The following is a 21444-nucleotide window of genomic DNA, read 5'->3' as shown; positions in this document are numbered from 1 at the left end:
CGCCGGGCGGCTGGGACATCGAGTTCGGCTGCGAGGGGATGCTGGTCGACGAAACCTATTACACGGCCGAGGAGATCACGGCGGACAGCTACTGGGGCCACGACTGGTCCGGCTCCGAACCGCTGGCCGTGCTGGAGTGAGCGGCTCAGCAGCAGCTGACGGCATCAACGCCTGACGCCGGCAAAGCTCGGCAGTGCCGCCCGGGGGTCGACGCCCGGGCGGCACTGCCGTGCGCTGCAGCGGAGCTCAGACGCCCCCGCGGTTCTCCATCATCGGGTTGGGGCTGGCGTGGCGGGTGATGTCCGCGGCAGCCGCCAGCAAGGGGACCACCAGCCGCTGATCGATGCGCGCCACCGGCGCGCAGATCGAAATCGCGGCGGTGGTGGTGTGTCCGTCGCTGGTGTCGGCCATGCCCGCCAGAACCGGAGTGGCGACGCAGCCGACCCCGTTGAACGACTCGGCGCGGTCCACGGCGAAGCGGCGTTCGCGTACCTGCGCGATCTCCCCGTGCAACAGGTCGAGGTCGGTGATCGTGCGGGACGTCGACGGCGCCAGGTGACGGATCCCTGCGATGAACTCGTCCGTCTCGGAGGCCAGCAGCACCTTGCCCACCGCCGACTGGTGGGCGGGGCGGTGCATCCCGATCCGGGTGGGCACCGCGGCGCCGAACGCCCCGCCGCCGAGCTTGTCCCAGATCATCGCCTCGGTGCCGTCCAGGTAGGCCAGGTGCACCACGTATCCGGTGCGTGTGTGCAGCTCGCGGAGACGCGGGTAGGCGATCCGATGGAACCAGTGGTTGCGCAGGCCTTCCGTGCCCAGGGAGAACAACCGCACGCCCAGCTCGTAGTTGGAGCCGACGCGCAGCAGCCACCGCATGCGCACCATGCGGGTGAGCAGCCGGTGCGCGGACGAGCGGGGGATACCGGTGTGCTCGACGACTTCCGACAACGTCAGGTACCCGTGCTCCTGCACGGCCCCGAAAATCAGGTCGACACGATCGAGCGTGGAATCGCCGGACCTGCCCGTCGACATCCTTGTCTCCTCCGATCTGCCCGTTTCCCGCCGGCGCTGAGGCGCGCATCGCAGGCGCGTGTCCACCTTCCGCTGCGGCGCGGCGATGTGGACCGTGCGTTCCCTCTGTGTGGGAAGCGCCCCTGGCCGAGATCACATTCTGCGCGCATTGTGGTGCGCAGCATCTCACCTATGATCGGAGACTGGGAATGACGGTCATTGACACACCGAACCGGAGCAATGCGGGCGACGACGAGGTCCGCCTGATCGAGAAGGGATCCGCACCCACGCGGTTCGCGCGTGGCTGGCACTGCCTGGGCCTTGCGGAGTGGTTTCGCGACGGCAAGCCCCACTCTGTGGAGGCGTTCGGCGGCAAGCTCGTCGTCTGGCAGGACACCCAGGGCGAGCTCAACGTGCTCGACTCGTACTGCCGGCACATGGGCGGCGACCTGTCGCAGGGCACGATCAAGGGCGACGAGATCGCCTGCCCGTTCCACGACTGGCGCTGGGGCGGCGACGGCAAATGCAAGGAGATCCCCTACGCCAAGCGCGTGCCGATGCGGGCACGCACGCAGGCCTGGCCGACTCTCGAGCGCAACGGCCTGCTGTTCGTGTGGAACGACCCCGAGGGCGGCCTGCCCACCGAGGAGGAGACGATCCCCGAGCTCGAGGGCTGGGGCAGCGACGAGTGGACCGGCTGGTCCTGGAACAAGTTGCCGGTGGAGGGCTCCAACTGCCGTGAGATCGTCGACAACGTCGTGGATATGGCGCACTTCTACTACGTGCACTTCTCGTTCCCGCGGCACTTCCGCAACGTCTTCGAGGGACACATCGCCACGCAGTACATGACCTCGACGTCGCGCCAGGATGTGCAGTCGGGCACCAACTACAACGATCCGAACAGCTCGCTGCGCTCGGAGGCATCGTACTTCGGCCCGTCGTTCATGATCGACTGGCTGTGGAACGATGCCAACGGCATGACCATCGAGACGGTGCTCATCAACTGCCACTACCCTGTCTCGCCCACGTCGTTCGTGCTTCAGTACGGCGCCATGGTCAAGAAGCCGAAGGGCATGTCCGCCGAGGCTGCACAGGCGCTGGCCGAGCAGTTCGCCGAGGGCGTCAAGGTGGGCTTCGAGCAAGACGTCGAGATCTGGAAGAACAAGACCCGGATCGACAACCCGCTGCTCAGTGAGGAAGACGGGCCCGTCTACCAGTTGCGCCGCTGGTACGAGCAGTTCTACGTGGACCGCGCGGACGTGACCGAGGACATGAGCCGGCGCTTCGAGTTCGAGGTGGACACCACCAAGGCCAATGAGTACTGGGAGGCCGAGGTGGCGTACAACCTGGAACGGATGAAGGAGCAGGGCGTCGAGGCGGGCGCCCACGCGCCCAAGCTCGACGCATAGGCGGCCGCGATGCAACGGATCACCTGCAACCAGTGCGGTACCGCCGTGCTGGCCGAGAAATACAGCGCGCAGCACACAAGCATCCAGTGGCTCGATGACGCGGCGTCGACATGCCCGCGGCTGCAGATGGAGAACTCGGCGGCGCTGGGCGACGGCAAACGCGGCACCACCGACCGCGTCTGTCCGGCGCTGCATGCGACGATCGACCAGGCGGTGCGAGACCGGACACTCACCGTCACGCGCCGCGCGGAACCGGTACCGGGGAGGCTGACATGACCACGCTCGACACTGCAGATGAGCCGGTGGCGGCCGTCGACCCGGCGCGCCTGCGCAGCGTGCTGGGCAACTTCTGCACCGGAGTCACCGTCATCACCGCGCACGACGGTGACCGGCCGTACGGGTTCGCCTGCCAGTCGGTGACGTCGCTGTCGCTCGACCCGCCGTACATTTCGTTCTGCCCCGCGAAGTCGTCCACCAGCTGGCCGGCGATGCGCAGTGCGGGCCGCGTGTGCGTCAACGTGCTGGCGGGCGACCAGCAGGAGCTGTGCGGGAGGTTCGCGACCAGCGGGGGCGACAAGTTTTCCGGCGCCGTCTGGTCGCACGGTGGCAACGGTGCACCGGCCCTGCACGGCGTGCTCGCGCGGATCGAGGCGGAGCTGGCATTCGAGCATGCGGCCGGTGACCACACCATCGCGGTGTGCCACGTGACGGACCTTGTCGCCGAGCGTGACGTGCACCCGCTGCTGTTCTTCCGGGGCGGTTTCGGCAGCTTCGCCTCCGCCGACGAGTCCGTGCGCTTCGGCGCATGACGACGGCCAGACGCTCCGATCTGCACCCGGACGTCGAGCAGTTCCTCGCCATGCTGGAGGAAGGGTTTCCGGACGTCACCCAGTACTCGGGTGCGGAGCTGCGGGAGGCGATCTCCGCCCGGCGCGGCCCTCTGGAACGCATCCCGGACATGCGCACCGCGGAGGACGTGGCCATCGACGGACCGGGGGGCGGCCTGCCGCTGCGGGTGTATGTGCCGCACGGGGAAACGACGTCGCCGCGCCCGGTGATCGTGTTCGCGCACGGCGGCGGGTTCGTGTTCTGCGGCCTCGACACACACGACGAGTTCTGCCGCTCGATGGCGGCGGCGGTGGACGCCGTCGTCGTTTCGGTCGACTACCGGCTGGCGCCGGAGCACGAAGCACCGGCGGCGTTGGAGGACATGTACGCCGCCGTGCAGTGGGCTGGCGAGCACGCCGCCGAATACGGTGGCGATCCCGCGCGGATCGCCGTCGCCGGCGACAGCGCCGGCGGAAACCTCGCGGCCACGGTGTCCATCGCGGCGCGCGACCGGGGCGGGCCGCGGATCGCGGCGCAGATCCTGCTGTACGCGGTGATCGACGATGACTTCGACACCGAGAGCTACCGGCTCTATGGCGAGGGCTACTACAACAATGCGCGCGCCATGCGTTGGTACTGGGAGCAATACGCCCCCACCGCCGGACACCGGGACAGCGCCTACGTGGTGCCCACTCGGGCGGAAAGCCTGAAGGGGCTTCCGCGCGCTCTCGTCGTCACCGCAGAGCTCGACCCGCCGTGCACGTCCGGGGAGACCTACGCCCGTCGGCTGTCCGACGACGGTGTCGACGTCATCGCGCACCGGTTCGACGGGTTGTTCCACGGGTTCCTCACGTTCCCGCAGTTCTCGCTCACCGCGCCCGCGCGCGAGGAGCTGTGGGAGATGATCCGGAAGCTCGTGGGGTAGAAGCGCCGGCGACGCGGCTGTGCCCCGCGGTTCCGCGGAACCGCGGGGCACAGCCGTAGGTTCACACCTGCGCTTTCGCCCACTTGTAGTCGGCCTTGCCGGCGGGCGTTCTGCGGACCTCGTCGACGAAGACGACGGTGCGCGGGATCTTGTAGCCGGCCAACATGGTGCGGCAGTGCTGCTGGATCTCCTCCACTGTGGGCGCCGCGGATTCGGAGTACACCGAAACGACGGCGGCCACCCGCTGGCCCATCCGGTTGTCGGGCGCGGGGACCACCAGCGCATCGGCCAGGGCGGGGTGCGCGTGCAGCGCCGCCTCGACCTCCTCGGCGAAGACCTTCTCGCCGCCGGTGTTGATGCAGCCGGAACCGCGGCCGAGGAAGACGATGGTGCCGTCGGCCTCGATACGGCCCATGTCTCCGAGCACCGCCAGCCGCACGCCGTCGGCGCGGGTGGGGAAAGTGCGGGCCGTCTTGTCCTCGTCGCCGTAGTAGCCGAGCGGAACGTTGCCGACGCGGGCGATGTAGCCGACCTCGTCGGAGCCCGGCGCGATGTCGTCGAGGCTCTCGTCGACCAGGATCATGGCCGGCGACGGCGCCATGCGCAGGTTGCCGTCCTCGTCGACGGTGAACGCGCCGTCGTTTCCTGTCTCCGAGGCGCCGAAGTTGTCGCGCAGCAGCAGGTCCGGCTTCACCGCCAGCATCCTGTCGCGCACGCCCACCGACCAGACGGCGCCTCCGGAGGTGATGGAGAACAGCGAGCTCAGGTCGACGTCGCCCTTGCGCCGCTCCATCTCGTCCACCAGCGGCAGGCCCATGCCGTCGCCGACGATGAGGATGGTGGTGAGCCGCTCGGTTTCGATGGCGCTGACGATGGTCTTCGGGTCGAAGTCGCGCATGAGCACCACGCGAGCACCCAGCGTGAAGAATGTGAACAGCGAGTACAGCGCGGCCCCGTGCATCAGAGGCGCGGCGATGAGGAACGCCATCTCCGGGAACTCCTTGGCCGCCGCGGCCACCTCGGCGAGATCCTTCCGCTTGCCCGCGCCGTACGGGTTGCCGCCGGAGAGGGGTTTGTGGAAGAAATCGTCGTGACGCCACATGACGCCCTTGGGGTAACCGGTGGTGCCGCCCGTGTAGAGGATGTAGCGGTCGTCCCCGCTGCGCGTGATCGGTTCGAAGGTGGAGGGGAGCATGCGGGAGTCCGCGAAGTCGACCAGCTGTACGGACCGCGCATCGGCGGCGGCGCGCAGCTCGGCCCCCGTCTCGCCGATGACGATCACCGTGCGGATCGCGGGGCAGGCGCCCAGCAGCCCTGCGAGCGTGCGCTGGTGCTCCGGCAGCTCCACCACCACCGCCGACGAGTCGGAGTTGGTGAAGATGTACTCGAGCTCCGCCGGGGTGTACCGGTAGTTGACGTTGATGGGCACGGCGCGGATCTTGATCAGCCCGAGGATGTTCGCCGCGTGCTCGATGCTGTTCTTGAGGAACAGTGCGACGTGGTCACCGGCGCCGATTCCCGACTGCGAGAGCAGGTTCGCGGTGCGTCCCGCCTCGGCGTCGAGCTCCGCATACGTGAGGTGTACTCCCTCGTAGGTCAACGCGACACGTTCCGGGACGGACGCCGCGACCGACTCGAAGATATCGGCGAGGTTGAACTCCATCGGGGCATCCCTTTCTTCGGCGTCGAACGGCCATGTGCATCCAATCACACATTTGTCGTACGACTGTCGGTTCGGTGGGACGATCCCGCCCGTTGGTAAACGGGGGGGCGGGCTGGCCGTGCCGCAGCGGCGCCTGTCAGTCCTTCGGAATGCGCGCCGTCGCCTTGATCTCCACGAGGGTCTCGGGCGTGCCCAGCGCCGCGACGCCGATCGCCGTCCACGCCGGCCGGCCATCGCCCTGGAAATCGGCCTTCGCGGCCATGAACTCCGCCATGTGCTCCGGGTAGTGCGTGTGGAAGCTCGTCAGGTCCACGATGTCGCCAGGTGCGCACCCGTGCTCCGCCAGCACGCGGCGCAACGACGCGAACGCCAGGCGGTACTGCTCCGCAGGATCGGCGGGCGCCGCACCCGTCTCGTCAAGCCCCGTCTGTCCCGCGCAGAACACGAGATCGCCCGATTGCACGGCGTCGGAATACTTGTAGAGCTCGGTCCAATTCCCTTGTGCTGCCACAGCCGCTCCTTCTTCCCGCCCAGGCTCTTCCCGCCCAGGCTCTTCGCGCTCAGAGTTCCGTGGCCGCCGTCACCGCGTCGACAGCCTCGCCGGACAGCGTACGTGCGGCGGCTGCGGAACCCTGGCGTACCTGCTCGGCGGACGTGGCACCGGAGATCACCGACGGCACCCCATCCTGCGCCAGAAGCCAGCCCACGGCCAGCTCCAGCAGTGTGTGGCGGTGCTCGTCGGCGATGGCCCGCAGCCGGTCGACCGTCGCGAAGTTCTTCTCCGTCGCATCCTTGGCGAAGTAGGCGGACCCGGCCATACGCGAGCCCACAGGGAAAGGTTCGCCGGCCGAGTATTTTCCGGTCAGCAGGCCGGAGGCGAGCGGGAAGAAGGGGATCATGCCGAGGCCGAACCGGCGGCACGCGGGCACGATCTCGTCCTCGGCGCCGCGTTTGAGCAGGTTCCACTCGAACTGCGAGGCGATGAACCGGCCCGTCGTGCCGCGTGCCGCGAGGTGATCGGCGTCGGCGATCTGCCATCCGTTGACGTTGGAGTTCGCGATGTAGCGCACCTTGCCGTCGCGAACGAGGTGGTCGAGAGCCGCAAGGGTCTCCTCGATCGGCGTGTGCTTGTCAGGGTAATGCTGGTAGTACAGGTCGATGTGGTCGGTGCCGAGCCGACTCAGGCTCGCTTCGCACTCGCGGATGATGCCGCTGCGCGAGCCGGTGGCCTGGTCGGCCCCCGGCCTGCGGTGCGCGCCGAACTTCGTCGCGATGACGGCCTCGCCCCGTCGGGCACCGAGCGCGCTGCCCAGGTACGCCTCGGACAGGCCGTCGCCGTACATCGCCGCGGTGTCGAAGAACGTGACCCCCTCGTCCAGCGCCGCATGCACCACCTTTGCGGTGTCGTCTTCGTTCAGGCGTGCGCCGAAATTGTTGCAGCCCAGCCCCATCGTCGAGACTGTGAGCCCGCTGCGGCCCACCTGCCGATACTCCATGCCTCGAATCCTTCCACCTGCGGTCGATTACTGTGCCGGCCCGATGTTCTCACTCGAAGTCGGGCGGCAGAGCCTCCGTGAGCAACGTGGCGCGGCGCCCTGCGAGCCGTGCGTACACGTCGGGGTGCGTGCAGATCCAGAAGTCGCCGCGGTCGGCCCCCTCGAAGAAGATGCGCGCCGCCTCGTCGGCGGTCATGCCCTTCTCCCGCAGCTGCGTCCGCCAATGGTCGGCGGCCTCGTCGGCGTGTGCACTGGACGCGACGTCCTCGAAGATCCGGGTGGTCACATGTGCGGGCACGAATGCCGATACGCCGATCTGCGGAAACGTCTCAGCACATTCGAGGTACAGCGTCTCGGCCATCTGCTGGACGGCGTGCTTGGACACCCCGTACGACCCCATGCCGGCCAGCGTGCCGATGCCGCCCACCGATGTCGTCGTGACCACCCGTGAAGGCCGGGAATCCGCTCCCATCCGCGGCACGAAGGAGCGGATTCCGTGGAACGCCCCGTCGATGTTCACGGACATCACCCGGCGCCATTCGTCCACGGGCAGCTCCCACAGTCTGCCCAGCGACTCGACGCCTGCGTTGTTGATCAGCAGGGCGACCCGGTCGTGGCGCGCGTAAGCGGCGTCCGCCAGCGATTCCACCGAGCCGGGGTCGGCGACGTCCGTCGGCACCGTCAGGGCGTCGCCGCCCGCGTCGGTGATGACCCGCGCCACCGCCTCGATCCGCTCGGCGGAGACGTCGGCCAGTACCACCGGCATGCCGCGTGCGGCCGCGCGCCGGGCTATCGCCGCGCCGATTCCGCTGCCGGCGCCCGTGACGACCGCGGCGCCTGTCGCATCGCTCAGGCATTGTTCGCCGCCCATGCGCTCCCCTCACGTCCGCTACGGCATGGCCTGTCACCACGGACGATAGATCGCCGCACAGTCGGCTGGGCCGCTGTCTCCCAGCCCACGGGAGAACCCGGTTCCGTGCGGTGCCCCGATGATTAGCGTCGCGACACGACAAGTGCACCTCGAGTACCGGATGGGCAGGAATATGGGCCGCGGCACGGACAGACGGTTGGCAGGCAAGGTCGCGTTGGTGACCGGTGCGGGGGCGGGAATGGGGCTCGCATTCGCGGGCCGGCTCGCCGCGGAGGGTGCGGACATCATCGCCGTCGACCTCGACGCGGCCGGACTCGACGCGGCGGCGCGGAGCGTGCGCGAACACGGGCGCGGCGTGCTGGAGGTGCGTGCCGACGTGCGGGAGCAAGTGGCGCTCGACGAGGCCGTGCGCGGGGGTGTCGAGCAGTTCGGCGGCCTCGACATCGTCGTCGCCAACGCCGGGGCGAGCCGGAATCCGGGTCCCTCGTGGACCATCGACGAGGCGGAATGGAACCTGGCGGTCGAGGTCAACGTGACGGGAACGTGGCACACGGTGAAGTCGGCCGCACCGGCGTTGGCCGAGCGCGGCGGCGGATCGGTGATCCTCATCAGCTCCACGGCCGGAATCAAGTCGGTGCCCGGCGCATCCCAGTACAGCGCCGCCAAGCACGCAGTGATCGGTCTGATGCGCACCCTCGCCAACGAGCTCGGCGGGCACTCCATCCGCGTGAACGCGGTGCTGCCGGGGGCGGTCAACACCGCGATGACGAACAACACGCAGACGTTCGCCCGGCTGCGGCCCGACCTGGAGAACCCGGGTGCCGACGACGTGGCGGGCGTGCTGGCCGCCCGGCATCTGCTGCCGATCCCGTGGGCCGAGCCGGAGGACGTCGCCCATGCGGTGGCATTCCTGGCCTCCGACGAATCCCGGTGCATCACAGGTCAGCAGATCGTGGTGGACGCCGGACTGACGCAGAAGGTGGCGTGATGAGCGACGGGGATACCGGCAGGCTCGCGGGCACGGTCGCGCTGATCACCGGCGGTGCGCGGGGGATCGGGCGCGCGCAGGCGGTGCGTTTCGCGCAGGAGGGCGCCGACGTGATCGTCGTCGACCACTGCGCCCCCGTCGATCACTCGACGACGCCGGGCGCGTCGCCGGAGGATCTGCTGGAGACGGTGCGCCAGGTGGAGGCGCTCGGCCGGCGCATAGTGGCCCGACAGTCGGACGTGCGTGACCAGGCGGGGCTCGACGCCGCGGTGGCCGAGGGCGTCTCGGCGCTCGGCGGGCTCGACATCGTCTGCGCCGCCGCCGGGATCAGCTCGGCGGGGCCCGCGACGGAGCTCGACGAGGACGTCTGGCAGACGATGCTCGACGTCAACCTCACCGGCGTGTGGAAGACGTGCAAGGCGGCGATCCCGCACCTGCTCGACACCGGCCGGGGCGGGGCGATCGTGCTCGTCAGCTCCATCGCCGGCCTGCGCGGCCTCGTGAGCGTCGGCCACTACGCCGCCGCCAAGACGGGCGTCGTCGGACTGATGCGCTCGCTCGCCCAGGAACTGGCCGAGCACCGGATCCGTGTCAACACGGTGCATCCGGCGAACACGCGCACGACAATGATCCAGAACGAGGGCACCATGCGCTCGTTCTGCCCGGGCGAAGAGCACCCCACGCAGGAGCGGTTCGAGGCTGGGACGCAGTCGATGCACCTCCTCCCGGTGCCGATGCTCGAGCCGGTGGACATCGCCAACGCGAGCCTGTTCCTCGCCTCGGACGAGGCCCGGTACATCACCGGGGTCACGCTTCCCGTGGACGCGGGGCACTGCGTCAAGTGAGGGCGGACCGGGTTCCACGTCCCGCTTCCCACCTTGCGGATACCGAGGTGGTCAAGGAGGCCTACTTCGGGCGAGTGTGAAGGGAGACATCGATACGGTCCGCGCTTCGCGCGGAAAGGAGGCTTCGTGAAGGTTCTGGTCGTCGGGGGCACCGGCATGATCGGCACGCATTTCGCCACGCACCTGCGTGATCTTGGAGACGAGGTCACGCTGGCAGCCCGCAGCGAGCCCGCTGCAGGCTCGGTTGCAGCGCAGTTCCCGGTGATTCGCGGAGACTACACGCGCGACGACTTCGCGGAGACGGACCTCGCGCCCTTCGAGGGCGTCGTTTTCGCCGCGGGTAACGACCCGCGCCACCTGCCCAAAGGCGCCGATGCGGCGGAGTTCTGGGAGTCGACGCAGGTCGAATCGGTGCCCCGGTTCGCGGCGCTGGCCAAGAAGGCGGGCGTGCGCCGGTTCGTGCAGGTGGGCAGCTACTACCACCAGGTGTTGCCGGAGCTCGTCGAGTCGAACCCGTACGTGCGCGGCCGCGCGCTGGCGGATGAGCGCGCCCGGCAGCTGGCCGACACCGACTTCGCCGCGTGCACGCTGAACCCGCCGTCGATCCTCGGCGTCATCCCCGGGGCGCCGTTGAAGCGCATCGCACGGTTCGTGCAGTGGGCGGACGGCGAGATGCCGGACGTGCCGAACTTCGCGCCGGCCGGCGGCACCAATTACATGTCGGTGCGGTCGCTGTCCGAGGCGGCGGGCGGCGCGCTGCACCGTGGCGAACCCGGGAAGGCCTACCTGATCGGCGACGCGAACTGGAGTTTCCGCGAGTACTTCCAGGCGTTCTTCGACGCCGCGGGTTCGAGCGTTCGGCTCGAGGAGCGCGACGAGGCGCACCCGATGTTGCCGGATCCGTTCATCATCCAGGGCCGTGGCAACACGATCGCGTACCGGACCGATCCTGAGGAGACCGCGCTGCTGGGCTACCGGCAGGACGATGCGAAGCGCGCGGTCGAGGAGATGGTGGCCAAGGTCCGGGAGTCGGCGTGAGTGTGCTCGGACCCGGGCCGCTGCTGGAGGGGAAGACTGCGCTGATCACCGGTGCGGCCAAGGGGATCGGTGCGGCCGTCACAAGGCTTTTCGTTGAACACGGTGCGCAGGTCATCGCCGTGGACATCGATGGTGCAGCGCTCGGCGCCCTCGCCGTTGAGGTCCCGTCGGCGCGGATCGTGGAGGCAGACGCGACCGACCCTGCCACGGCCGCACAGTGCGCCGGATTCGAGGTGGACGTCCTCGTCAACAATGTGGGCCACTTCCTCCGTCCGGCGACGCCCTTCGCGGAGGCCGACCCGGATGAGTGGGCACGACTGGGCGTCGTCAACTTCGACCATGCGCTGCGCATGACCCACGCGGTGCTGCCGGGGATGGCCGCGCGCGGGCGCGGCGGCTCGATCGTCAACATGACGACGGTCGAGGCGCATCGCGGGATCCCCGGGCAGACGGTGTACGCGTCCTACAAGGCGGCGCTGCGGCACTTCACCCGCAGTCTCGCACTGGAGGTGGGCCGGGACGGCATCCGCGTCAATGCGATCGCGCCCGACCTCATAGAAACCCCGCAAGTGCCCTACGAACGCCTCGTCACCGAGGGGGACCGGGACAAATGGCCGCTGTGGGCGCCGTTGGGCGGGCCCGGCCGGCCGGACGATATCGCGGGGCCGGCCCTATTCCTCGCCTCCGACCTGGCCCGCTATGTCACCGGCACCACCGTGCACGTCGACGGCGGCAGCCACGCGGCAGGAGGCTGGTTCGCCCGTCCGGACGGCACCTGGGTGAACCGGCCGCTCAACCCGTGACCATGCGGCTCGGTCGCTATGCGTGCCGTCCGGCGGGAAGGTACGGCACGCAGGTATGAAATTGCGAAAGCGTGGACTGCTGCCCGACAGGATCTCCGGCGGGAAGCCTGGCGTGCACGATCATCAACTACAACAACGGAAGCGAGGCGGCCATGACGGTGCAGGTCGACCATGACGATTCGATGCGTGAGCTGGCAACGGAAAGCGGGGTGCTGCGGTACCACGAAATCGGCGACGGCCCGCCCCTGCTGTTGCTGCACGGCTCGGGCCCCGGGGTGTCCGGCTGGCAGAACTACCGCGGCGTGGTCGGCGAGCTCGCCGAGCACTTCCGTTGCTTGATCCTGGAGTTTCCCGGTTACGGCATTTCGGACACCGGCGAGGGGCACCCGATGCGGATGGCAGTCGAGTCTGTGGGCCGCTTCCTCGACGGCATGGGCCTCGGTGCCGTGGACGTGATCGGCAACTCGATGGGCGGCATCGTCGGCGCCACCGTGGCGGCCGATGAGCCGCATCGGATCCGGCGACTTGTCACGATCGGCGGCGTGGGTAAGGCTCTGACGAGTCACAGCCCGTCCGAGGGCATCAAGCTGCTCATGCAGTTCACCGAGGACCCCACCCGTGAGCGCCTGATCGCTTGGCTGCACTCGATGGTCTACAACCCGGCCACCGTCACCGAGGCGCTCATCGAAGAACGCTGGAAGCTTGCGGTGGAGCCGGAGACCCTCGAGGCGGCGCGGCGCATGTACACCATGAAGGCGTTCGCGGCCGCTGCGGCGGCCGCGAAGGCTGCGGGGGTCGTCCCGCTGTGGGCCCGCTTCGGTGATATCCAGGCCCCGACGCTCATCACCTGGGGGCGCGACGACCGGGTAAGCCCCGTCGACATGGCGCTGCTGCCGATGCGCGACATCCCGAACGCCGAACTGCATGTGCTGCCGAACTGCGGGCACTGGACCATGATCGAGGCGCGCGACGAGTGGCTGTCCGCCGTGCTCGCGTTCCTGACCCGGGACTAGCGGCACCGGCACGGGTGACGGGCCGGGCGGGAGGGGAGCGCCGGCCTGGCGCCGCTCGGTATGGAAATCGGTGCCGATCCGGCGGAATCCACCGAAATCCATACCGAGCGGGGAGCGCCCGAAGGGCACCCGTTCACCGGCGCACTGGCGACCCCGCACCGACCACTTGAAACAGCGCACACCGGGGTAGCGGCACGTGGTCGTCCGTCGCGGCCCGGCCCTGCCCGGTCAGTGGAAATCGGTGACCACGGCGTCGGCCAGCGGGCGGGTCACCGTCCACAGGATCCGCGACCGGCAGGCCGACATCTTCCATTCGCCGTCTTCGACCGCATACTCGTCGTCGTACTCGATCGCGCTCACCGATTCGGTCCCGGCCCGCCGGTCGACTTGACGGAACCGCAGTGTCCAATGGCCCGTGGCGGAGTCGGGCCCGGTGAGTCGGATGTCCGGGTGCAAACCGTGGTGCATGTCCAGCACCACGTAGGCATTGTCGACCTTCTCCAGGGCGATGGTCCGGTACACGGCGGCGATGCCGTCAGCGTCCTCGAACCGTCCGAGCGGCCCGTAGTCGATCACCGCGCCCCTCGCGATGAACGACGAGCGGAACCCCTCGGGGTCCTTGGCATCGCAGGCGCGCAGGTAGCGGTGCTTGAGTGCGACGATCGCGTCGCGAGCCTCGAGTTTCGCGACCCGTTCCTCGAGCGCCCGCAGGCGGTCCTCCGTCATGGCGTGTCCTTTCCGTGGTCTGCGGCGTCGGGTTCTTTCTCCCGTGCTGCGGGACGACCCTTGGCCGACAGAGTGCCCGAAGTGTGATTCTGTGGCCATGGCGAGTCCCGCGTCACAGTTCGCGCACAGTGTCAAACCCGTTCCGGCCGGGGAAATCCGGTCCTACGACTTCGAAACCGACGTGCTGGTCGTCGGCTTCGGCTGTGCGGGCGCCGCGGCGGCGCTGGAGGCGTCGGACGCGGGCGGCTCCGTCACGATCCTCGAACGCGCGAGCGGGCCAGGCGGCTCGTCGGCGCTCTCCGGCGGAGAGATCTACCTCGGCAGCGGCACCCCGGTGCAGGCGGCGTGCGGGTTCACCGACACGGCACGGGACATGGCGGAGTACTTCATCGGCGCGCTGGGCCCGGTGCTGCGGTGCGCAGGATGGCTACCGGACAGGTGGGCATCCAGACCATCCCCGGGTACATGACCCGCGGGATCGTGGTGAACGGGCACGGCCAGCGGTTCATCAATGAGGACGTCTATCCCGGGCTCGTCGGCATCGAGGCGCTGTACCGCCAGGGCATGGACGTGTGGGTGGTGCTCGACGAGGAGGCCTTCGAGGACGTGCCGGAGGCGGAACGCTGGGGGCTGCAGCCGCCGCACGTCGCGGAGACCGTCGCCGAGCTGGAGAAGGGGATGGGGTTGCCGGAGGGCGCCGCGGTGGGCGGCGACGGTGCCGCGGTGTTCACCCTGGGCGGGCTCGCGACCGACGACGAGGGGCGTGTGCGCGACCGCGACGGCGGGCCGATCGCCGGACCGTACGCGGCGGGACGGGCGTCGTCCGGTCTGCACGGGGGCGGCTACATCAGCGGCACCTCGCTGGGGCCCGGAACGTGCTTCGGCCGGCGCGCCGGGTGCGCGGCGGCGGGGGCTCAGCAGTGACCAGGGCATGCGACTCGGAACGGATCCGCTCGCTCATCGCCCGTATCGCGCATCTCGCCGACGATGGCACCGTGGAGGAGTACTGCGCGCAGTTCGCGACCGACGCGGTGTGGGAGATGCCGGAAGATCCGCGGACCTCGATGGTGGCCCGCACCGCGCGGGGGATCGACGAGATCGCCCGTGGTGCGCGGGAGCGGCGTGCGGCCGGGACGGTGGGCGCGGGCAGCCACACGCGGCACGTCGTCGACTGCAGCGACATCGAGGTCGCCGCAGACGGGGAATCGGCGACAGCGGTCTCGCTCTGGCGGTTCTACGCGCGCACCGACCAGGCGCCCCGCGTCGTCAACATGGGGCGCTACCTGGACGAGTTCAGCTGCGCCGGTGGCCGGTGGGTGCTGGCGCGGCGCGTGATCCGACTGGGATGATCCCGGCCGGCGGAAGGACGGACGCGCCGGGGCCCGGGACGGATTACGGTCGGTGACCATGATCACATCGAGTGTGGATGAGCGCGACATCTACCGCGGCATCGTCGGGTTCGCCCGCGCGATGGACGCCCGGGACTGGGCGGCCATCGAGCGGATCGCGACGCCGGACGCGACCGCAGACCTGGGCACCGGGCTGCTCGGCAGCCGGGCCGAGATGATCGCGCTGATGCGCAGCTTCCTCGACGACTGCGGGCCCACACAGCACCTCGTGTCCAACGTGCTCATCGACGTCGATGTCGAGGCCGGCGGCGACACCGCGCAAAGCCGCGCCTACGTCTCCGACCTGCATTTGGGTACCGGCGCGCTGGCCGGCCTGTCTTTCCAGACCCTCGGCGACTACCACGACGAGTGGGCCCGGGTCGACGGCGAATGGAGGATGACCCACCGGACCAAGACGATGCGCGGCACGCTCGGCACGCAGGCGGTGCTGGGGGCGGGGCCGGAAGGCTACGACGCGTCCGGGCCGGCCGCGGACGGGGGCGCTGCAGCCGGCGGATCCGCCGTAACCGAGATCACCAACCTGCTCTACCGCTACGCGGAGTGCATGGACTCCGGGCGGCTCGACGATGCCGCGGAGCTGTTCCGCCACGCGACGATCCGCGCCGGGAAGCGGGAGTTGGACGCCGCCGGGATCCTTGCCGTGTGGCGCGGCACCGTCCGGCTGCACGACGACGGGACCCCGAGGACCAAGCACGTGATCTCCAATCCGATCCTCGAGATCGACGAGCAGGAGGGCCGCGCCCGCGCCCGCTCGTACTACACGGTGCTGCAGGCGACGGCCGGGCTGCCGTTGCAGGTCATCGCCGCGGGCCGGTACCACGACGAGTTCGAGCGGAACGGCGGCGCGTGGCGCTTCAGCTCACGTGACTATTCGATGCTGGACCTGACCGGCGACATGCGCGATCACCTGCGGTCCGGCACATCCTGACCGGTCGCGCAGAATGCGTGGCAGACGCGGTCGCGGATGATCGATTCCGGGCATTCCGGGTCGAACCACCTGTCGACCACGGCCCAGTGCACGGGGTGGTCCAGGTACTGGCCGGTGACGTCCGCGGGCGACGCGAATGTCTGCTCCCACACGTGGGTCCACGGGGTGGTCCCGCACGCGGAGTCGACGCGGCTGAGGTTCCACGCACGGATCGACGGCATGTGCCTCGGCATCGCGAGCAGGTCATGTTCGAACCGTGCGGTGTCGGTCGCGGAGGTTCCGGGATCGACGCGCAGCAGCAGCGTGCGGTAGCAGGTGGCATCGGCGGTGCCGGTGAGGCTTCCGGACGTGCCCGCGCCGAACTCGGCGCCGTGGCAGCGGTCGACTCCCGGCCCGGCGAGCGCCGTGTCGATGGCGCCCCGCCCCGCAGCCCAGGCCGCACGGTCGGTATAGCGGAGCCGCACGATCAGGTCGCCGGCGGCGATCGACCCGGCCAAGGGCGCGCCGACCACGTGGGTCTCGGCGCCGGAATCAGCTGCGGCTCTGCGGAACTCTTCCGCCGCAGTACCGTCCGACCGCGCGCGGGGGTGCAGGTGGACGATGCGGATCACGTCGTACATCGTCGTTCTCGTCATACTTCGCACAGCCCGTCCACATCCGGCGCGGAGGCGGCCATCGACCGCGAGCGTTCCACGATCAACGGGGCGACGCCGTCCCACCAGCCCCGCAAGGCCGGGTCGCCGCGTCCGGCCCGTGTCATGTCCCACCAGCCGCCGACGCCGTCGAGCCGCCAGATGGCGGTGACGGTGTTGCCGTCGTCGTCGCGCCACATCGGCGGGCTCACCAGCAGGCTGTCGAGCGCCATGCCGCGTGCGCGGGCGCCGGGCGCGTACCCGTCCAGGTAGGCGGCGACGAACCGCTCGCCTGCGCCCGGTGCCGTCACCACCCGGTCGATCACGAAAACTGCAGTCCCCATGCGTGCATCGTGCCGCCGCTGTGCGGCGTCGGGAACGGCCCCGCCCGGGTGGCGGGAGGATGCGGTGTTCTGCACGGTACGGCGTGGAAAAGTGAGGTGGACGACATTTCCGGTGCATCCGAGAGGACAGGAGAACGACGATGAGCGGTAGCAGGCGGTTCGACGGGCAGGTCGCCTTCATCACGGGGGCCGCGCGCGGCCAGGGGCGCGCTGAGGCGGTCGCGCTCGCCTCCGAGGGTGCGAACATCATCGCGGTGGACGTGTGCGCGGAGTTCGAAACGACGTCTTACCCGGGCGCGACGAGGGACGACCTCGATGAGACGGTCCGTTTGGTCGAGCAGACGGGAGGCAAGATCGTCGCCTCCGTCGCCGACACCCGCGACTTCGACGGCCTCGCTGCGGCGCTCAAGGCCGGCACCGACGCGTTCGGGCGGCTCGACGCGGTGATCGCGAACGCGGGCATCTGCGTCGGCCGGATGTCCTGGGAGATCACGGCGGCCGAGTGGCAGGAGATGATCGACGTCAACCTCACCGGCACGTTCAACACCGCGAAGGCGGCGATCCCCTATCTGATCGAGCAGGGGGAGGGCGGCGCGATGGTGTTCACCAGCTCCGAATCGGGCCTCAAGGGCACGCCGTTTACCGCTCACTACACCGCGACGAAGTTCGGGAACGTGGGGCTGGCCAAGACGATGGCGAACGAACTGGGTGAGTACAAGATCCGTGTCAACACCGTGCACCCGGCGGGGGTGCGCACGGGTATGGACATGTCCGCCGACATGAACCCGCTGATGGACAAGTACGCGCACACGCTCTCGCCGATCTTCATGAACTCGCTGCCCTACGAGATCCTCGAGGCCGGGGACGTCGCCGCCGTCGTGGCGTGGCTGTGCTCGGATGAGGCCAAGTACATGACCGGCGTGCAGCTGCCGGTGGACTTCGGCAACTCCAACCGCTGACGGCCGTGCCGATACGAGCGCGGGGGCCGGACGGATCACGATCCGCCCGGCCCCCGTGCTCGTGGCGTGCTACTTCCCGGCCGCGTCGCGCGCCGCGATGTAGCCGTAGACGATGCCCTGGCCGATCGTCGCGCCCGCGCCCGGGTACGAGTGGCCGAACGCGTTGGCGGCGGTGTTGCCGATGGCGTAGAGCCCGTCGATGGTGGTGCCGTCCTCGCGCAGCGCCCGGCCCTTGTCGTCGGCGAGCACGCCACCGCAGGTGCCGAGGTCGCTCAGCGTCATCTTCACCGCGTAGAAGGGGCCATGGTCCAGGGGGCGCAGGTTGGGGTTGGGGGAGACCGTGGGGTCGCCGTAGTAGCGGTCGTAGGCGCTGCGGCCGCGACCGAAGTCCTCGTCGCTGCCGGCAGCGGCCGAGACGTTGTGGCGCTCGAACGCCTCGGTGAACGCCTCCCGCGGCAGGCCCACCGAATCGGCGAGTGCCCCGGGGCTCTCGGCCCGGTGCGCGGTGCCCGCCTTGTACCAGGACTCGGGGATCGCCATGCGGGGGAAGAGCATCCCGGCGAAGACGTAGCTGTTGCGATACTTCTGGTCGAAGATGATCCACATCGACTCGATGGGGTCGCCTTCGCGCTCGCGCTGCAGCACCGTCTGACCGAAGGACATGTAATCCTTGGCCTCGTTGGTGAACCGGCGACCGGTCTGGTCCACGATGAACGAGCCGGGGAGGGCGCGCTCGGCCAGCATCACCATGGGCGGGTTTCCGCTGCGGGCGGGCGCCACGGCCGGGAACCACCAGGCCTGGTCCATCAGCCCGATCCCCGCGCCTACGTCCTGCGCGGCGCGGATGGCGTCGCCCGTGTTGCCCTCGGCGCCCATCGACTCGTTGTCGCGCAGCCGCTCCGACTGGAACTTGTGGCGCATCGCCATGTCGTGGTCGAACCCGCCGGCGGCCAGCACCACGCCCCGGCGCGTGGTGACCGTGTACTCGGAACCGTCCTGCTCGACGACGGCACCGGTGATGCGGCCGTCCTCCTCGACGAGCTTCACCAGCGACGTCTCAGTCCACACGGGTATCCCTGCGCGCAGCACGCCGGCGAACAGGCCGGCGGCCAGCGCCTGGCCGCCGGCCATGTATTCACGCTTGAGCGCCTTGCCGCCCACTCCCTGCGACAGGCGCTTGAAGATGCGGGGGAACGCCTTGCCAGGCTTGCGCACCATCAGGTTCATCCACCGGTAGTCGACGCCGGTGATGGGCATCGGCAGCGCCGACTCCATCATGCCGGGGCGCAGCCGCGGGCGCTCATCGCGCAGCATTGAGGCGTCGAACGGCCGGCTCTCGCAGGTGCGACCCGCGGCGTTGCCGCCCGGCTGCTCGGGGTGGTAATCCGAGTAGCCTTTGGACCAGAACAGGTTGAGCGGAGTGGTCCGCTGCAGCATCTCGACCGCCGCCGTGCCGTGGTCGAGGAACGACTGGCCGCGCTCCGCGGGCGCAGTGCCGTCGACGACGGCGTGCACGTACTCTTCGGCGCGATCGAGGGAATCGCCCGCGCCTGCCTTGCGCAGGATCGGGTTGTCGGGCACCCAGAAGGCCCCGCCGGACCGGGCCGTGGACCCGCCCACGTACGGGGACTTCTCCACTACCAGCGTCGAGAGGCCCTCCTCGTGCGCCGTCAAGGCGGCGGCCATGCCGGTGCCGGAGCCGATCACCAGCAGATCGACGGTGATGTCCTTCGCGGGGACAGGGGGAAGGGCGGCGCGTGCTGATGTTGCCATGAAGTCCTCTTTCGGCGCCGGCGCTTCTCGGCGGCGCGGTGACAGTGTGCACAGGTATGTGGGCGTCACGGTAGACCCGCACACCGGAAGCCGACATCGGAGCTCCCATGTGGCGGCATAGCGCCGTCGTCGGCCCCGGATATCGGGTACGTGCTGCTAGCGTTCACCCGTGTCCGCCTCTGCCGATGTGCCGTCCGAGTCTTCCGAAGAAGCGCTGCTGTCGATGCCGGCGACGGCCTGGGCGGTGCTCGGGACGTTGTCCTTCGGCGAGGGGCTCTCCGGCTACGATATCAAGACCTGGGCGGACTGGTCGCTCAACTACTTCTACTGGTCGCCGTCGTTCAGTCAGGTGTATTCCGAGCTCAAGCGCCTCGAGAAGCACGGTTTCGTCGAGTCGGGCGACGGCGGCGGCGGGGCACGGAACCGTCGGGTGTACTCGATCACTCCGGCGGGTCTTGCAGCGTTGCGGCGGTGGGCTCGCGAGTCCGAGGTGGACCGACCGGTGTTGAAGCACCCGACGATGCTGCACTTGTGGCTGGGGCATCTGAGCGACCCGGCGCAACTCAAGGAGATGGTGCGCGAGCACATCGCGCAGATGACCGCACTGCGCGATGGGGCGGCCGAACGGGCGCAGAACGCGCGGCGGGAGCCGTCGTGGGCATACACGCGGATCGTCATGGAGTGGTCGCGTCGGCACTACGACAGCGAGATCGCATTGGCGCAGGAGCTCCTCGGGCAGATCGACGTCGCCGGCGCCCGCTTCGATTCGGCCGCCAAGCAGGAGGGCACCGGCCTGCCGATCCCGCTCGATCCGGGGCGCTGGAAGAGCAGGGACTGAGCGGACTGTCGCCGCGCCGCATGTGAGGTGGGCTACACATCGACCGAGTTTTATATTACTGTTAGGCATATACCGATCAGGAATATCGCTTGCGGATGTCGGTGGACCGCGAGCCGCCGTCGAGACTCGGGAGATGCGATGACAGACCTCAGGACAGATGTGTCCTTGCAGGATCGTCCGGAGGTTGCCCGCCCGGGCGGCGGTGCCCGGCGCGGCGACACCCCCACGGCGCTGCTCGAGCGCGTCTCGGTGGTCCTCGACGTGTTCGAGGGAGGCGAGGCGGCGTCCGGGCTCACCTTGGCCGACGTCGTGCGCCGCAGCGAGCTGCCGCGCTCGTCGGTGCATCGCATGCTGGAGCAGCTGGTGCGCATGCGGTGGATGCACCGCTCCGGCCGCCGCTACCGCCTGGGACTCCGCCTGCTGGAGCTCGGTGCGCTCGCCGTCAACCAGGACGAGCTGCACGCCACCGCGCTGCCGGTGATGTACGAGCTGCACGCGGCCACCCGGCTTGTCGTGCATCTGGGGATGATCGAGGGGCCGGGCGGGGACGACATCCTCTACCTCGACAAGATCGGCGGCCGGCTGGTGCAGGCGGTGCCCACGCAGGTCGGCGGGCGACGGCCGGCCGTCGGCACCGCCCTCGGCGCGGTGCTGCTGGCCGGGCGCGGGGACCCGCGCATGGACCCCGCCGCGGATGCGCGGATCGTGCGGGAAGGGGTCGCGCGCGTCGCGTCGTCGGCGCCGCACGGCTACAGCTGCGTGGCCGCGCCGATCGGGCGCATCGGCGAGGCGACCGCGGCGCTCTCGCTGTGCGCCCCCAACCGGCATGCCCGCCTGGATCCGCGGGTGATCTCGCCGCTGCGCATCGCCGCCGGAACGATCTCGCGCGCACTGGGCGGCGTGACCGCCCCGAATCACGCCCGTATGAGTGCGTAGCGCGCGGCG

At 69.6% G+C, this 21444-nt stretch carries 25 protein-coding genes and 1 pseudogene; 17 read left to right on the top strand and 9 right to left on the bottom strand.

Annotated features, from left to right (window positions below):
* Positions 1 to 140: pseudogene (locus JJ683_RS19155) on the top strand (2,3-dihydroxybiphenyl 1,2-dioxygenase); the annotation flags it as partial.
* A gap of 106 nt (positions 141 to 246) precedes the next feature.
* Here the strand turns inward: JJ683_RS19155 and JJ683_RS13565 are convergent.
* The gene (locus JJ683_RS13565) at positions 247 to 1032 is read right to left on the bottom strand and encodes an IclR family transcriptional regulator (RefSeq protein ID WP_200174873.1); all 786 of its coding nucleotides are present in this window, start codon (positions 1030 to 1032) and stop codon (positions 247 to 249) included.
* Positions 1033 to 1220: 188 nt separating this feature from the next.
* Here JJ683_RS13565 and JJ683_RS13560 point away from each other — a divergent pair, with 188 nt between their 5' ends.
* Genes JJ683_RS13560 through JJ683_RS13545 form a run of 4 tightly spaced genes read left to right on the top strand, consistent with a single transcriptional unit; the run spans position 1221 to position 4173 of the window.
* Positions 1221 to 2420, top strand: a complete 1200-nt coding sequence (locus JJ683_RS13560) for a 3-ketosteroid-9-alpha-monooxygenase, oxygenase component (protein WP_200174871.1) — start codon at positions 1221 to 1223, stop codon at positions 2418 to 2420.
* A gap of 9 nt (positions 2421 to 2429) precedes the next feature.
* Positions 2430 to 2696, top strand: a complete 267-nt coding sequence (locus JJ683_RS13555) for a hypothetical protein (RefSeq protein WP_200174869.1) — start codon at positions 2430 to 2432, stop codon at positions 2694 to 2696.
* Positions 2693 to 3229, top strand: coding sequence for a flavin reductase family protein (locus JJ683_RS13550; protein WP_200174867.1), 537 nt, complete (start codon positions 2693 to 2695; stop codon positions 3227 to 3229). Before JJ683_RS13555 ends, JJ683_RS13550 begins: the two co-directional genes overlap by 4 nt.
* Positions 3226 to 4173, top strand: coding sequence for an alpha/beta hydrolase (locus tag JJ683_RS13545; protein ID WP_200174865.1), 948 nt, complete (start codon positions 3226 to 3228; stop codon positions 4171 to 4173). The genes JJ683_RS13550 and JJ683_RS13545 overlap by 4 nt, the downstream gene beginning before the upstream one ends.
* 61 nt (positions 4174 to 4234) lie before the next feature.
* On the opposite strand, the gene JJ683_RS13540 is transcribed toward JJ683_RS13545, so the two are convergent.
* The 4 genes from JJ683_RS13540 to JJ683_RS13525 all read right to left on the bottom strand — a co-directional run bounded on the left by JJ683_RS13540 (position 4235) and on the right by JJ683_RS13525 (position 8203).
* Complete coding sequence (locus tag JJ683_RS13540) at positions 4235 to 5836, bottom strand: AMP-binding protein (protein WP_200174863.1); 1602 nt, start codon at positions 5834 to 5836, stop codon at positions 4235 to 4237.
* 136 nt (positions 5837 to 5972) lie between these two features.
* Complete coding sequence (locus JJ683_RS13535; RefSeq protein ID WP_200174861.1) at positions 5973 to 6347, bottom strand: RidA family protein; 375 nt, start codon at positions 6345 to 6347, stop codon at positions 5973 to 5975.
* Between the two features lie 49 nt (positions 6348 to 6396).
* Positions 6397 to 7332, bottom strand: coding sequence for an aldo/keto reductase (locus tag JJ683_RS13530; RefSeq protein ID WP_200174859.1), 936 nt, complete (start codon positions 7330 to 7332; stop codon positions 6397 to 6399).
* Between the two features lie 49 nt (positions 7333 to 7381).
* Positions 7382 to 8203: an SDR family NAD(P)-dependent oxidoreductase gene (locus tag JJ683_RS13525; protein ID WP_200174858.1), complete on the bottom strand. Its 822-nt coding sequence runs from the start codon at positions 8201 to 8203 to the stop codon at positions 7382 to 7384.
* A gap of 172 nt (positions 8204 to 8375) precedes the next feature.
* Here JJ683_RS13525 and JJ683_RS13520 point away from each other — a divergent pair, with 172 nt between their 5' ends.
* From JJ683_RS13520 to JJ683_RS13500, 5 genes are all read left to right on the top strand, one after another.
* Positions 8376 to 9191 (top strand): mycofactocin-coupled SDR family oxidoreductase, encoded by an 816-nt coding sequence (locus JJ683_RS13520; RefSeq protein WP_200174878.1) that lies wholly within the window; start codon positions 8376 to 8378, stop codon positions 9189 to 9191.
* A complete protein-coding gene (locus JJ683_RS13515; protein WP_200174857.1) occupies positions 9191 to 10036 on the top strand; it encodes a mycofactocin-coupled SDR family oxidoreductase in 846 nt (281 codons plus the stop codon). Before JJ683_RS13520 ends, JJ683_RS13515 begins: the two co-directional genes overlap by 1 nt.
* 126 nt (positions 10037 to 10162) lie before the next feature.
* Positions 10163 to 11074, top strand: coding sequence for an NAD-dependent epimerase/dehydratase family protein (locus JJ683_RS13510; protein ID WP_200174856.1), 912 nt, complete (start codon positions 10163 to 10165; stop codon positions 11072 to 11074).
* Positions 11071 to 11877 carry an SDR family NAD(P)-dependent oxidoreductase gene (locus JJ683_RS13505; RefSeq protein ID WP_200174855.1) on the top strand — a complete coding sequence of 269 codons (807 nt, stop codon included), beginning with the start codon at positions 11071 to 11073 and terminating at the stop codon, positions 11875 to 11877. The genes JJ683_RS13510 and JJ683_RS13505 overlap by 4 nt, the downstream gene beginning before the upstream one ends.
* A gap of 152 nt (positions 11878 to 12029) precedes the next feature.
* Positions 12030 to 12890: an alpha/beta fold hydrolase gene (locus JJ683_RS13500; RefSeq protein ID WP_200174854.1), complete on the top strand. Its 861-nt coding sequence runs from the start codon at positions 12030 to 12032 to the stop codon at positions 12888 to 12890.
* A gap of 228 nt (positions 12891 to 13118) precedes the next feature.
* Here the strand turns inward: JJ683_RS13500 and JJ683_RS13495 are convergent, their stop codons facing one another.
* Positions 13119 to 13616 carry a nuclear transport factor 2 family protein gene (locus JJ683_RS13495; RefSeq protein ID WP_200174852.1) on the bottom strand — a complete coding sequence of 166 codons (498 nt, stop codon included), beginning with the start codon at positions 13614 to 13616 and terminating at the stop codon, positions 13119 to 13121.
* Positions 13617 to 13713: 97 nt separating this feature from the next.
* On the opposite strand from JJ683_RS13495, the gene JJ683_RS19675 reads away from it, so the two are divergent.
* From JJ683_RS19675 to JJ683_RS19665, 4 genes are read left to right on the top strand one after another with little or no spacing between them, the layout of a single operon-like run.
* Positions 13714 to 14085 carry an FAD-dependent oxidoreductase gene (locus JJ683_RS19675; protein ID WP_307810925.1) on the top strand — a complete coding sequence of 124 codons (372 nt, stop codon included), beginning with the start codon at positions 13714 to 13716 and terminating at the stop codon, positions 14083 to 14085.
* The gene (locus JJ683_RS19670) at positions 14040 to 14540 is read left to right on the top strand and encodes an FAD-binding protein (protein WP_307810923.1); all 501 of its coding nucleotides are present in this window, start codon (positions 14040 to 14042) and stop codon (positions 14538 to 14540) included. Before JJ683_RS19675 ends, JJ683_RS19670 begins: the two co-directional genes overlap by 46 nt.
* Complete coding sequence (locus JJ683_RS13485; protein WP_200174850.1) at positions 14537 to 14965, top strand: nuclear transport factor 2 family protein; 429 nt, start codon at positions 14537 to 14539, stop codon at positions 14963 to 14965. The genes JJ683_RS19670 and JJ683_RS13485 overlap by 4 nt, the downstream gene beginning before the upstream one ends.
* Positions 14966 to 15023: 58 nt before the next feature.
* Positions 15024 to 15953 (top strand): nuclear transport factor 2 family protein, encoded by a 930-nt coding sequence (locus tag JJ683_RS19665; RefSeq protein ID WP_307810922.1) that lies wholly within the window; start codon positions 15024 to 15026, stop codon positions 15951 to 15953.
* On the opposite strand, the gene JJ683_RS13475 is transcribed toward JJ683_RS19665, so the two are convergent.
* Both JJ683_RS13475 and JJ683_RS13470 read right to left on the bottom strand, forming a co-directional pair.
* A complete protein-coding gene (locus JJ683_RS13475) occupies positions 15929 to 16588 on the bottom strand; it encodes a Dabb family protein (protein WP_242474702.1) in 660 nt (219 codons plus the stop codon). The two genes, JJ683_RS19665 and JJ683_RS13475, sit on opposite strands and share 25 nt — an antisense overlap.
* Positions 16585 to 16929 carry a hypothetical protein gene (locus JJ683_RS13470; protein ID WP_200174848.1) on the bottom strand — a complete coding sequence of 115 codons (345 nt, stop codon included), beginning with the start codon at positions 16927 to 16929 and terminating at the stop codon, positions 16585 to 16587. The genes JJ683_RS13475 and JJ683_RS13470 overlap by 4 nt, the downstream gene beginning before the upstream one ends.
* 140 nt (positions 16930 to 17069) lie before the next feature.
* Between JJ683_RS13470 and JJ683_RS13465 the strand changes: the two genes are divergently transcribed.
* On the top strand, positions 17070 to 17888 hold the full coding sequence (locus JJ683_RS13465; RefSeq protein ID WP_200174846.1) for a mycofactocin-coupled SDR family oxidoreductase: 819 nt from the start codon (positions 17070 to 17072) through the stop codon (positions 17886 to 17888).
* A 69-nt stretch (positions 17889 to 17957) separates the two neighbouring features.
* Here the strand turns inward: JJ683_RS13465 and JJ683_RS13460 are convergent, their stop codons facing one another.
* The gene (locus JJ683_RS13460; protein WP_200174844.1) at positions 17958 to 19661 is read right to left on the bottom strand and encodes a 3-ketosteroid-delta-1-dehydrogenase; all 1704 of its coding nucleotides are present in this window, start codon (positions 19659 to 19661) and stop codon (positions 17958 to 17960) included.
* A gap of 169 nt (positions 19662 to 19830) precedes the next feature.
* Between JJ683_RS13460 and JJ683_RS13455 the strand changes: the two genes are divergently transcribed.
* Both JJ683_RS13455 and JJ683_RS13450 read left to right on the top strand, forming a co-directional pair.
* Positions 19831 to 20499: a PadR family transcriptional regulator gene (locus JJ683_RS13455; protein WP_307810920.1), complete on the top strand. Its 669-nt coding sequence runs from the start codon at positions 19831 to 19833 to the stop codon at positions 20497 to 20499.
* 138 nt (positions 20500 to 20637) lie between these two features.
* The gene (locus JJ683_RS13450; protein ID WP_200174842.1) at positions 20638 to 21435 is read left to right on the top strand and encodes an IclR family transcriptional regulator domain-containing protein; all 798 of its coding nucleotides are present in this window, start codon (positions 20638 to 20640) and stop codon (positions 21433 to 21435) included.
* Positions 21436 to 21444: the final 9 nt, after the last annotated feature.

It is taken from the genome of Tomitella cavernea (genome assembly GCF_016599145.1).
Classification (GTDB): Bacteria; Actinomycetota; Actinomycetes; order Mycobacteriales; family Mycobacteriaceae; genus Tomitella; species Tomitella cavernae.
The sequence above is the reverse complement of the archived record's forward strand: the minus strand, read 5'-3'. Positions and strand labels throughout refer to the sequence as shown.